The sequence below is a fragment of the Streptomyces caeruleatus genome (assembly GCF_001514235.1).
Classification (GTDB): domain Bacteria; phylum Actinomycetota; class Actinomycetes; order Streptomycetales; family Streptomycetaceae; genus Streptomyces; species Streptomyces caeruleatus.
In genome coordinates this window covers 638,673-650,158 of record NZ_KQ948928.1, presented here as the reverse complement: position 1 = coordinate 650,158, position 11,486 = coordinate 638,673, and the positions used below count along the sequence as shown (strand labels likewise).

Genomic DNA, 11,486 nt, shown 5'->3' with positions numbered 1-11,486 from the left:
TACCCCGTCAAGCCGGTCAAGCCCGCCTACCCGGAGAAGCCCGCGTACCCGGTGAAACCCGTCAAGCCGGCCTATCCCGAGAAGCCCGCCTACCCGGTCAAGCCCGTCAAGCCCGCGTACCCGGAAAAGCCCGCCTACCCCGCGAAGCCGGTCAAGCCCGCTTATCCGGTGAAGCCCATCAAGCCGGCCTACCCGGCCAAGCCCGCGCACCCGGTCAAGCCGGCCTACCCCCAGAAGCCAGTTCACCCCGTCAAGCCCGCGTACCCCGCAAAGCCAGTTCACCCCATCAAGCCCGCGTACCCCGCAAAGCCAGTTCACCCGGTCAAGCCGGCGTACCCCATCAAGCCCGCCTACCCGGTCAAGCCGGCTCACCCCGTCAAGCCGGTCCACCCGGAGAAGCCGGACTACCCCAAGCACCCGAGCAAGCCCAAGCACTCGGGGCACGAGAAGAAGCAGCACGGGTGGTGATGACGAGGGGACGCTGATGTCGGCCCCTTAGGAGAGGTCGCACGTGGATGGAAGCCGGGCCCGGACATCCGGGCCCGGCTTGCCAGTTTGGGCTGAGCGGTTCCTCCCCCGCGTCCGCCGACGTACGGGAATCCGCCCAGCCGAGCCCGCGGAGTTCGCTGAGTCGTGGTCATCCATGGCGTGGATGAACCGGATACGGGATTCCGATCGCGCAGAGGATGGTGGCGGACGGCCCGACGACACATAGTCGTCCCTACCCGCACGCCGCTGCCCGGACCAGCCGCCGTCGTGCGGCCGTCGACAGCATGCCGTGCGTCTCGGCGCCAGTGACAGGCATGCACCCGTCCCGCACGGTTCCATATTCCCGCCCCCGCCCCGTCCGCCGGGCCGACCACCGTCGACGACGCCGCCGCCACGTCGGCCGTCGCCGTGTCCGGCGGGACTACGGGATCTCCTGCTCCGCCCAGATGATCTTGCCGACCGGCGTGTAGCGGGCGCCCCAGCGGTGGGACAGCTGGGCCACCAGGAACAGGCCCCGGCCGCCCTCGTCCGTGCTGCGGGCGTGGCGGAGTCGGGGGGCGGTGCTGCTGGCGTCGGCCACTTCGCAGGTGAGGCGGGAGTCGCGGATGAGGCGGAGGCGGATGGGGGGTTCGGCGTAGCGGATCGCGTTGGTGACCAGTTCGCTGACGATCAGCTCGGTCGTCATGGCGAGTTCGCCGAGGCCCCAGGACTCCACCTGGCGGGTCGCCCGGCCCCGGAGGTCGGCGACGGCGGCCGGGTCGACGGGCACCTCCCACGAGACGACGTGCTCGGCGCCCAGCGCGTGGGTGCGCGTGAGGAGCAGGGCGATGTCGTCGGGCTGGGGTGCGGGCACGAGGTGGCGTACCGCGGAGGAGCACAGGGTGTCGAGATCGGAGTGCCCGCCCTCGACATCGATGTTGCGACAGTCCCGCCGGGCCAGCAGGTCACCGAGCCGGGACATGCCGCGCTCCATGTCCCGGTCGGCGGCGGCGACGAGGCCGTCGGTGTAGAGGCCGAGGAGGCTGTTCTCGGCGAGTTCGATCTCACCGGCCTCGAAGGCCATCCCGCCCAGCCCGAGCGGCGGCCCGGCCGGGGGTTCGGGGAAGGAGACCTGCCCGTCGGGCGCGACGACGACCGGGGGCGGGTGGCCGGCCCGGGCCATCGTGCAGCGTCTGGTGACCGGGTCGTAGACGGCGTAGAGGCAGGTCGCGCCGAGGAAGCCGGTCCGGCCCTGGCGGGCCGCCTCGGTCGCCTCCTCGTCGGTCTGCTCCTCGCTGAGGCGGAGCACCAGGTCGTCGAGGTGGGCCAGCAGTTCGTCGGGCGGCATCTCCATGTCGGCGAGGGTCTGTACGGCGGTGCGCAGCCGGCCCATGGTCGCCGCCGCCGCGATGCCGTGGCCGACGACGTCGCCGACGACCAGGCCCACCCGGGCGCCGGACAGCTGGATCACGTCGAACCAGTCGCCGCCGACCCCGCCGGACGGGTCCGCGGGCAGATAGGAGGAGGCCACCTCCAGGGCCGTACCGCCCGTGAGGGCCTGCGGCAGCAGACTGCGCTGGAGGGTGACCGCCGCGGTGTGTTCGCGGGTGTAGCGGCGGGCGTTGTCGACGCACAGTGCGGCGCGGGCGACCAGCTCCTGGGCGACCAGGACGTCGTCGGGCTGGAAGGAGACGGGGTTGCGGGGAGCGGATGAACGTGGTCAGGCCGAGGGCGGTGTTGCGGGCCCGCATCGGTACGGAGATGAGGGAGTGCAGTCCGAACTCGCGGATGCTGGCCGACCGCGCGGGCTGCTCGGTGGTCCACAGCGCGTCGGAGGGGTCGAGGACCGGGATGAGGATCGGGCCGCCGTCGATGAGCAGGTTCGCGCCGTGCGGGGGCGGGACGAAGTCCACCCGTTCCCCGATCCGCGCCACCGCCTCCGGGCAGCCCTCGCGCACCGAGCTCATCCCGGCCCGGCGCATCACCGGCTTGGCGGGTGCCGGTCCGGCGTCGGGCAGCCATGCCCCGTGGCCCTCGGAGCTGAGCACGGGCTCCAGCAGGTCCACGACGACGAAGTCGGCGAACCGGGGCACGGCGAAGTCGGCGAGTTCCTGCGCCGTCCACAGCACGTCCAGCGTCGTGCCGATCCGTGTCCCGGCCTCGCTGACCAGCGACAACAGCTGGCGGGCGTTCCATCGTTCGGTGACGTCCAGGACCATGTAGCAGACCCCGGTGATCGAGTTGTCGCCGTCCACGAGGGGGAAGAAGGACGTCGAGTAGGCGTGCTGGCGGTGCGGGTCGGCCCAGCTCCAGCCGACGTACTCGTAGTCGGTGACCGGGAGTCCGGTGTCCAGGACCTTGCGCATCAGGCCCTCAAGGGTGTCGGCCTGGAGGCCGGGCAGCAGTTCGCTCAGCCGTCGGCCGAGGCGCTGCTCACGGGGGACGCCGCCGAAGCGTTCCAGGGTGTCGTTGAGCCAGACGTAGCGCAGCCGGGTGTCCATGACGGCCATGCCGACCGGTGAGCGGGTCAGGAACCCGTCGAGGACGGACTGGTCGACCGCCCACTGCGGTCGTCGCTCCCGCGCGGAGATCAGGAAGCACTCGTCGGCGCCGATCCGGAAGGACGCGGAGACCCGCAGGTCCACGTCGATCCGGCGGCCGTCCCGGTGTCGTACGGCGATGAGGCCGCTCCATCCCATGCCGGCCCGGCAGCGTTCGGCGACACCGGCCACCCGGACGGGGTCGCCCGGCATGGCCAGCAGGTCGGCGGCGGAGGTGCCGACGGTCTCGGACGCCGGCCGGCCGAGGAGTTCCTCCGCGGCCCGCGTCCAGCCGAGGACGACACCGTGTGCGGACACGACCGCCGCCGCGTCGGTGGACGCGTCGAAGAGCGCGCTCGGTCCTGCGGACGTGGGCGCCTCAGGTCCTTCTCGCGCAGCATCCATGGGTCCTCACGCAGCGTCCATGGGTCCCGTCCTCACAGGACCATGTTCCTGCTTGTCCGCCCGATGCGCACGGGCCCGGGCCGGCGGGCGGGCGGTGGCGGTCGGAGGGAGCATGGAGGTGCCGGTCGGCTCAGGCGTGGTACCCGGCCGTGGTCGAGGTCGGCGGGTCCGGCCGGCCCGGTCCAGGAGGAGCTGCGATGACAGCTGGATCCTTCGAGTCCGGCACAGGCGGGTACGACCCGGAGCCGCCCCGCCCGACCGGGCTCCTCGACGTGCTGAGCGTGGCGGCGGTGGTCGTCGACTCGGGCGGGCGCGTGGTGTTCTGGACCCCGCAGGCCGAGGAGCTGTTCGGCTACACCGCCGAGGAGGCGCTCGGCACGCACGCGGCGCGGCTGTTCATCCACCCCGACCACCTGCCGTCCGTGGTGCAGCTGTTCACGGAGGTGCTGGAGACCGGCCGGAGTTGGGCCGGCACCTTCCCGGTCCGGCACAAGGACGGCAGCACGCGGCTGACGGAGTTCCGCAACATGCGGCTGCTGGACGACCTCGGTGACGTCTACGCTCTGGGCATCGCCGCCGACCACTCCCTGCTCCAGCGCGTCGAGACCGATCTGGCGCTGTGCGAGCGGCTGATCAACCAGTCCCCGATCGGCTTCGCCCTGCTCGACCCGGACCTGCGTTATCTGCTGGTCAACCCGGCGCTGGAGCGGATCGACGCCACCCCGGCGGAGGACCACGTCGGGCGTCGGCTGCGGGAGACGCTGCCGCTGCCGGACATCGACACCATCGAGTCCGCGCTGCGTCAGGTGCTCACCACCGGCACCCCGCTGCTCGACCAGTACCACGTGGGCCGTCCGCCGGCCGACCCCGACAACGAGCACGCCTGGTCGCTGTCCTTCTACCGGCTGGAGGATCCCGGCGGGCGGGTCCTGGGCGCGGCCATCTCGTTCGTCGACGTCACCGAGCGGCACCGCGCGTCCGCGGAGGCGGACCGGGCCCGGCGCCGGCTGGCCCTGATCGCGGACGCCTCCACCCGGGTCGGCACCACGCTGGAGGTGGAGCGGACCGCGCACGAGCTGGCGGAGGTCGCCTCGCCCGAGCTGGCCGACGTGGTCGCCGTGGACGTGCTGGACTCCGCGCTGGCCTGCCGCCGTATGCGCAAACCGGACAACGGCCCGGAGCTGTTCCGCGCCCTCGCCCTGAAGTCGGCGTATCCGAGCGTGGCGCTGCGTGCCGCCGACCCGCCCGGTGACCTCGCCGCGTACGAGGGCGACCGGCTGGTCACCCTGTGCGTGCACACGGCCCGGCCGGTGCTGGTACGGCATGTCGGCGAGCGGGATCTGCCGCGTATCGCCCGGGACGAGGAGGCCACCTCGCTGCTGGCGCGGGCGGGCGTGCACTCGTATCTGGCCGTGCCGTTGATCGCGCACGGCGAGGTGCTCGGCGCGCTCGATCTCAAGCGGACCCGCAATCCGGCGCCGTTCGACGAGGACGACGTCGTCCTGGCCGCCGAGCTGGCCAGCCGGGCCGCCGTGGCCATCGACAACGCCCGCTGGTTCCAGAGCGTCCGCAACACCGCGCTCACCCTCCAGCGCAGCCTGCTCCCCGACCATCCCCCGCACCACACCGGTCTGGAGCTGGCCTCCCGCTACCAGCCCGCCCAGGCCACGAGCGAGGTCGGCGGCGACTGGTACGACGTGATCCCGCTGGACGACGACGAGACCGCCCTGGTCGTCGGCGACGTCATGGGCAACGGCATCGACGCCGCCGCCACCATGGGCCGGCTGCGCACCGCCACCTGCGCGTATGCCGACCTCAACCTCGATCCGGGCACCGTGCTCCAGCACCTCGACAAGATCACCTGCGATCTGGAGCACTACATCGTCACGTGTCTGTACGCGGTGTACGACCCCCGCACCCAGCGCTGCCACATCGCCAACGCCGGACACATGCCGCCCGCGCTGGCCCGGCCCGGCCGGGCGCCGCGGCTGCTCGACCTGCCGACCGGTGGCCCGCTCGGCGTCGGCGGCATCTCCTTCGAGACCACCACGATCGACCTGGGCCCGGGCGATCTGCTGGTCCTCTACACCGACGGCCTCGTCGAGACCCGCCACCACCCCATCGACGACCGCCTCGACGTCCTCCTCGGCTTCCTCGACGAACCCCGCAGACCGCTGGAGGAGACCTGCGACCTCCTCCTGTACGGCCTGCGCCATCCCGACGACCACGACGACGTCGCGCTGCTCATGGCGCGGGTGCGGTAGGCGGTCCGGCCGAGCGGAATCAGGCCGGTGGCGCGGAACGGCAGGTGATCAACGCAGGGGGTGAGCACGGGCGATGGCGGTGCACCGCGCCCTTATGGCAGTGCGGGAGGGGCGCGGCGGCCCCCGCGACGCCGGCTGGTCCGCCGGAGCCCCGAACCGGCCGGTTCCGCCTTGCCCGGGCCGCGCTCCCGGCGCAGGCTGTTCCTATGGGTGCGGACAGCGGCCCCACGCTCATCGGCTCCGTCCAGCGGGCGTTCCGTCTGCTGGAGGCGATGAGCGCGCACCAGAACGGCGCGCCGGCCAAGCAACTGGCGCGGGAGACCGGCCTGCCCCTGGCCACGACGTATCACCTGCTGCGGACGCTGGTCCACGACGGATACGTACGGAAGCTCGACGACGGCGGGTTCATCCTGGGCGACAAGCTGGAGACACTGCACACGTCGGGGCAGGCGCAGTCGCTGCTCAGCCGGATCCGCCCCACGCTCGCGGCGCTGCGGGACGAGTTGTCGTCCGCCGCGTACCTCACCTTCTACGAGGAGGGCGAGATCCGGGTCGCCGAGATCGTCGACGGCCCGCGCGCGCCCCGGGTCGATCTGTGGGTGGGGTTCGAGGACGCCGGGCACGCCACGGCGTTGGGCAAGTCCGTCCTGCGTGAGCTGGACGAGGAGTCACGCAAGGACTACCTGTCCCGGCACGCGCTCCCCGACCTCACGCCCAGGACGATCACCGACCGTCCGGAGCTGATCCGGCGGCTCGACTCCTCGCCCCTGGCCCCGGCGGTCACGGACATGGAGGAGTACTCCCTCGGCACGGTCTGTGTCGCGGTGCCCGTCTACAGCGGCAGCACACTCGGCTCGCTCGGCGTCTCGCTGCGGGCGGACCGGCGGTCCCGTATCGAGGAGACGCGGGCCCGTCTGGAGGAGGTCAGGGCGCGTCTGCTGCCGACCGCGAGCCGTGTGACCAGGGGTCTTTCGCTCACCGTGTGATCAGTGAAGCCCTCGCTCACTATCTGAAATCCCTCTCCTTGTCCTGTCCGGGGCCGGACCGTTTTCCTAGATAAAACGTACTTATACCGGGCATATGCCCCTGCTCACAGGTGAGGACAGCCGACAAGACATGAGCGAGGCCCCGCACCACGGTCGTGACCACTGGCCCAGGCGACTGGTCGCCACCACGCCCGTACTGCCCATCCTGATCGTCGCCGCCATCGTGCTCGTCGATCTCGTCTGCGGATCAGGGATGACCTGGCTGCCGCTGCTCGCCGTCGGACCCGCGCTCGCCGCGACCACCAACGGCCCGCGCGGAGTCCTCTGCCTCGGACTGTTCGCCGCCGCCCTCGGCGCGGTCCTCGGCGTCCGCGACGACGTCGAGAGCCGCGAGCTGGCCGTCGTGCTGACCGCGCTGATGGCCGTCACCCTGGCCGGGAGCCTGGCCAGCGCGCTGCGCGGGCGGCGCGAGCGGGTGCTCGCCGCGGTCCGGTCCGTCGCCGAGGCCGCCCAGCACGCGCTGCTCCAGCCCGTGCCGGCGACCGTCGGCCCGTTCCAGGTGGCCGTCCGCTACAGCGCCGCGGCGGCGGAGGCCCGGATCGGCGGCGACCTCTACGCGCTCGTGTCCACGCCCTACGGTGTCCGGCTGATCGTCGGCGACGTACGCGGCAAGGGGCTGCCCGCGGTCGGGACGGCGGCTCTGGTGCTGGGTGTCTTCCGCGAGGCCGCCTACGACGAGCCCGACCTGCTCACCGTCGTCGCGCGGATCGAGCGGAGCCTGGCCCGCAACCTGGGCAGCGACGACTTCGTGACCGCCGTGGTCGCCGGTTACCCCCGGGAAGGCCAGCTGGAGGTCGTCAACTGCGGGCACGCGCCGCCGCTGCTGGTGCGCGACTCCGTCGTCGTACCGGTCGAGCCGGACCGTCCGGCGCCGCCGCTCGGTCTGCGCACCCTCTCGGGCGAGACGCCCGCACTCCAGGTGCTGCCCTTCGCCGACGGCGACCAGCTGCTGCTCTACACCGACGGTGTCACCGAGGCCCGCGACCACGACCGGGAGTTCTACCCGCTCGCCGAAGGGCTGGAGCGGCACACCAGCGACGAGCCGGTGCGCACCGTCACCGCGCTCCACGACGAGCTGCTGGCCCATGTGGGCGGCCGGCTCCACGACGACGCGGCGCTGCTGCTGCTCCGCATGCCGCAGGCCGCCGCGACGGCCGTCGGCGCCCGCGAGGTGTCCGACGCCGGGCGCGTGCGGTCGTGCTCACCGTAGGTCCGACGGCCGCCCCGGACCCGGCGTCGCCACGAGCGACTCCGTGAACCGGGCGGCCGGCCACGGCAGCCGGCGGCCGAGGGCCGTCTGCACCTGGGCCTCGCGCTGCCGGAAGACCGGGTGGTCGACGCGTACGTGAGTCACGCCCTCGGCCCCGGGATCTCCGGCGAGCTCCCCGACCAGGGCGAGGCCGCCTCCGGCGCGTACGAACGCGTACTGCGGGGCGAGCTCGCGTTGGCTGGTGCCGGGTGAGCCCAGGGCCAGCGGGGGGGGGGGCGCACAGTTCCGCGAGGCCGATCCGGTCACGGCAGGCCAGCTCGTGGCCGGGCGCACTCCACGCGGACGTCGTGCTGCGGCCCCATCGCGTAGGTGACGGCGACGTCGGCGATCCCCTCCACCACCCGGCGCGTCGCCTCCTCGCGGGGCACGACGTCCAGACGGAACGCCACGTCGGGGTGCTCGCGCCGGAACCCGGCGAGCAGGTCGCCGGACGGCGGGTCGCCGTCCTGCCCGACATCGGCGGTTCCCTGCCGGACGCCGTGTTCACGGACGTCCTCGGCCTGCCCACCCCTGCCGCACTCCTACCCGGGCTGCCTCCAGCACGCCCCCGACGAGCACCTCCTCGCGTCGATCGCCCGCGAGGACCTCGTCCTGACGACCGGGCTCATCCACACCCTGAGCCACCCACCGGCCGGGCACCCGCTGCCGACCCGTCCGGAGGGCCGATCCCGGCCAACAGCCGTGCCCGGTCCGTCGAACGGTGTTAGAAATGAGGCATGGCCGCAGTCCTCGGCCGCCTGCGCTCGCTGGTGAGCGTGCGTACCGTCGCCCGGCAGGTGTTCGTGCTGCAGGCGGCGATCGTCGTGCTCCTCGTCGTCGCCGCGGTGGTGGCGCTGGTGCTCCAGGTGCGCAACGACACCGAGCGGGAGGCCCGCAACCGGTCCCTGGCCGTGGCGGAGGCCTTCGCGAACGCGCCGGGTGTCGTGGACGCCCTGGCGCAACCGGATCCGGCCGTGCTGCTGCAGCCGCGTGCCGAGGCGGCGCGCGAGGCGACCGACGTGGACTTCGTCGTCGTGATGAGCACCGACGGGATCCGGTACACGCACCCCGACCCGGACCAGATCGGCAAGCACTTCGTCGGCACCATCGCACCGGCCGTGGCGGGCGGGACCGTACGCGAGACGTACACCGGGACGCTGGGGGCGTCCGTGCGGGCCGTCGTCCCCGTGACCGACGACAACGGCCGGGTCGTCGGACTGGTGGCGGCCGGGGTGACGCTGGCCAGCGTCGGCGGGGTCGTCGACCACCAGCTGCCGATGCTGCTGGCCTCGGCGGCGGCCGCGCTCGCCCTCGCCACCGGCGGGACCGCGCTGGTCAGCCGGCGGCTGCTGCGCCAGACGCACGGGCTGGGGCCCGCCGAGATGACCCGGATGTACGAGCACCACGACGCCGTCCTGCACGCCGTACGCGAGGGCGTGCTGATCCTGGACGGGGACGGCCGGCTGGCGCTGGCGAACGACGAGGCGCGCCGGCTGCTGGGGCTCGGCTCGGACGCGGAGGGGCGGCCCTGTCTCGCCCTGGGCATCGGCAGCGATCTCGCCGGGCTGTTCGCGTCCGGGCGGGACGCCACCGACGAGGTGCATCTGGCGCAGGGCCGGCTGCTGGCGGTGAGCCAGCGGGCGACCGACCGGGACGGCGGGCCGCCGGGCAGCGTGGCGACGCTGCGGGACACCACCGAGCTGCGAACGCTGACCGGCAGGGCGGACGTGGCGCAGGAGCGGCTGAAGCTGCTGTACGACGCGGGTCTGGAGATCGGCACCACCCTCGACGTCACCCGCACCTCGCAGGAGCTGGCCGACTTCGCGGTGCCCCGGTTCGCCGACTTCGTCTCCGTCGACCTGGCGGATCCGGTGCTGCGGGGCGAGGAGCCGAAGGAGGGGCGTACCGACATGCGCCGGGTCGCCTTCCGGGGCGTACGGGAGGGCAGTCCGCTCTATCCGATCGGCAAGCTGATCCACTTCTCCCCGGCCAGCCCGCAGGCCTTCGGCTTCGGCACGGGCGAGTCCGTGCTGGAGGCGGACATGCCCGCCTTCTCCGGCTGGCAGGACCAGGACCCCGACAACGCCCACAGAATCGTGGGGTTCGGGATCCACGCGATGCTCACGGTGCCGCTGCGCGCCCGTGGCGTGATCATGGGCATGGCCACCTTCTGGCGGGCCGACCGGCCAGAGCCGTTCGAGCGGGAGGACGTCTCCCTCGCCGAGGAGCTGGTCGCGCGGGCCGCCGTCAGCATCGACAACGCCCGTCGCTACACCCGCGAGCACACCCTGTCGGTCACGCTCCAGCGCAGTCTGCTGCCGCGGGCCCTGCCCGACCAGAGCGGCCTCGACGTCGCCTACCGCTATCTTCCCGCGCAGGCGGCGCAGGGCGGGGTCGGCGGGGACTGGTTCGACGTGATCCCGCTGCCGGGCGCGCGGGTGGCGCTGGTCGTGGGGGACGTCGTGGGGCACGGGCTGCACGCGGCGGCGACGATGGGACGGCTCCGTACGGCGGTCCACAACTTCTCGACGCTCGACCTGCCGCCCGACGAACTCCTCGGCCACCTCGACGAGCTGGTGGTCCGGATCGACCAGGACGAGGGCGGCGACGGCGAGATCGCGCCGGTCACCGGGGCGACCTGTCTGTACGCCGTGTACGACCCGTCCTCCGGGCTGTGCACCCTCGCCCGCGCCGGCCACCTCGAACCGGCCGTCGTCCACCCCGACGGCGACGTCGAGTTCCCCTCGGTCACCGGCGGACCGCCGCTGGGCCTGGGCGGCAGCCTGCCCTTCCAGGCGACCGAGCTGCGGCTGTCCGAGGGCAGCGGTCTCGTCCTGTACACGGACGGGCTGGTCGAGGACCACGGGCGGGACATCGACGAGGGGCTCGCGCTGCTGCGCGGGGCGCTGGCCGCGACGCCGCCAACGCACGGCCGGACGCCGGAGGAGACCTGCAAGGCGGTCCTGGCGGCCCTGCTGCCGGAGCGGCCGCGCGACGACGTCGCGCTCGTCGTCGCCCGGACCCGGATGCTCGCCGACGACCGCGCGGCGACCTGGGACGACCCGGACGACCCGGCCGCCGTGGCCCGGGTCCGGGCCGCGGCCGCCCGGACCCTGGACTCCTGGGGCCTGGCGGAGGAGGCGTTCACGACCGAGCTGATCCTCAGCGAGCTGGTCACCAACGCCCTGCGCCACGCCACCGGCCCGATCCGCGTGCGCCTCATCCGCGACCGCGCCCTGATCTGCGAGGTCTCCGACGGCAGCAGCACCGCCCCGCACCTGCGCAGTGCGGCCACGACGGACGAGGGCGGCCGGGGGCTGTTCCTGGTGGCGCAGTTCGCCGAGCGCTGGGGCACGCGGTACACGGCGACCGGCAAGGTGATCTGGACGGAACAGCCGCTGGCCGACGGCGGCGAGCACGGTTCGGGAAGCACGCCTGGTCCGTGAAGCTCGCGCCGTTCGTGAAGCGCGTGCGACGAAACCGTTGACGGGAACATGGCCCACTTCTATCTTTC

At 73.1% G+C, this 11,486-nt stretch carries 6 protein-coding genes and 2 pseudogenes; 5 read left to right on the top strand and 3 right to left on the bottom strand.

Translation table 11 applies throughout. The features are described 5' to 3' along the window. A pseudogene (locus AQJ67_RS18280) lies at positions 1 to 468 on the top strand (Accumulation-associated protein); the annotation flags it as partial. Positions 469 to 910: 442 nt separating this feature from the next. On the opposite strand, the pseudogene AQJ67_RS18275 reads toward AQJ67_RS18280, so the two are convergent. Continuing rightward, a pseudogene (locus AQJ67_RS18275) lies at positions 911 to 3,413 on the bottom strand (SpoIIE family protein phosphatase). A 197-nt stretch (positions 3,414 to 3,610) separates the two neighbouring features. Between AQJ67_RS18275 and AQJ67_RS18270 the strand changes: the two are divergent. The 3 genes from AQJ67_RS18270 to AQJ67_RS18260 all read left to right on the top strand — a co-directional run bounded on the left by AQJ67_RS18270 (position 3,611) and on the right by AQJ67_RS18260 (position 7,933). After that, positions 3,611 to 5,677: a SpoIIE family protein phosphatase gene (locus tag AQJ67_RS18270; RefSeq protein WP_062719993.1), complete on the top strand. Its 2,067-nt coding sequence runs from the start codon at positions 3,611 to 3,613 to the stop codon at positions 5,675 to 5,677. A gap of 206 nt (positions 5,678 to 5,883) precedes the next feature. After that, complete coding sequence (locus AQJ67_RS18265) at positions 5,884 to 6,663, top strand: IclR family transcriptional regulator (protein WP_062719991.1); 780 nt, start codon at positions 5,884 to 5,886, stop codon at positions 6,661 to 6,663. A gap of 130 nt (positions 6,664 to 6,793) precedes the next feature. After that, positions 6,794 to 7,933: a PP2C family protein-serine/threonine phosphatase gene (locus tag AQJ67_RS18260; RefSeq protein ID WP_208614988.1), complete on the top strand. Its 1,140-nt coding sequence runs from the start codon at positions 6,794 to 6,796 to the stop codon at positions 7,931 to 7,933. Here AQJ67_RS18260 and AQJ67_RS49355 read toward each other — a convergent pair. Next, positions 7,925 to 8,077 carry a hypothetical protein gene (locus AQJ67_RS49355; RefSeq protein ID WP_244190487.1) on the bottom strand — a complete coding sequence of 51 codons (153 nt, stop codon included), beginning with the start codon at positions 8,075 to 8,077 and terminating at the stop codon, positions 7,925 to 7,927. The two genes, AQJ67_RS18260 and AQJ67_RS49355, sit on opposite strands and share 9 nt — an antisense overlap. Positions 8,078 to 8,235: 158 nt before the next feature. Further along, positions 8,236 to 8,382, bottom strand: a complete 147-nt coding sequence (locus tag AQJ67_RS49350; RefSeq protein ID WP_244190486.1) for a hypothetical protein — start codon at positions 8,380 to 8,382, stop codon at positions 8,236 to 8,238. 327 nt (positions 8,383 to 8,709) lie between these two features. On the opposite strand from AQJ67_RS49350, the gene AQJ67_RS18250 reads away from it, so the two are divergent. Beyond that, on the top strand, positions 8,710 to 11,418 hold the full coding sequence (locus AQJ67_RS18250; RefSeq protein ID WP_062719988.1) for a SpoIIE family protein phosphatase: 2,709 nt from the start codon (positions 8,710 to 8,712) through the stop codon (positions 11,416 to 11,418). Positions 11,419 to 11,486 lie beyond the last annotated feature (68 nt).

What these genes read in the sequence shown, in the direction of transcription:
- AQJ67_RS18270 (WP_062719993.1), top strand. Translation starts at nt 3,611, where the DNA reads ATGACAGCTGGATCCTTCGAGTCCGGCACAGGCGGGTACGACCCGGAG.
- AQJ67_RS18265 (WP_062719991.1), top strand. Translation starts at nt 5,884, where the DNA reads ATGGGTGCGGACAGCGGCCCCACGCTCATCGGCTCCGTCCAGCGGGCG.
- AQJ67_RS18260 (WP_208614988.1), top strand. Translation starts at nt 6,794, where the DNA reads ATGAGCGAGGCCCCGCACCACGGTCGTGACCACTGGCCCAGGCGACTG.
- AQJ67_RS18250 (WP_062719988.1), top strand. Translation starts at nt 8,710, where the DNA reads ATGGCCGCAGTCCTCGGCCGCCTGCGCTCGCTGGTGAGCGTGCGTACC.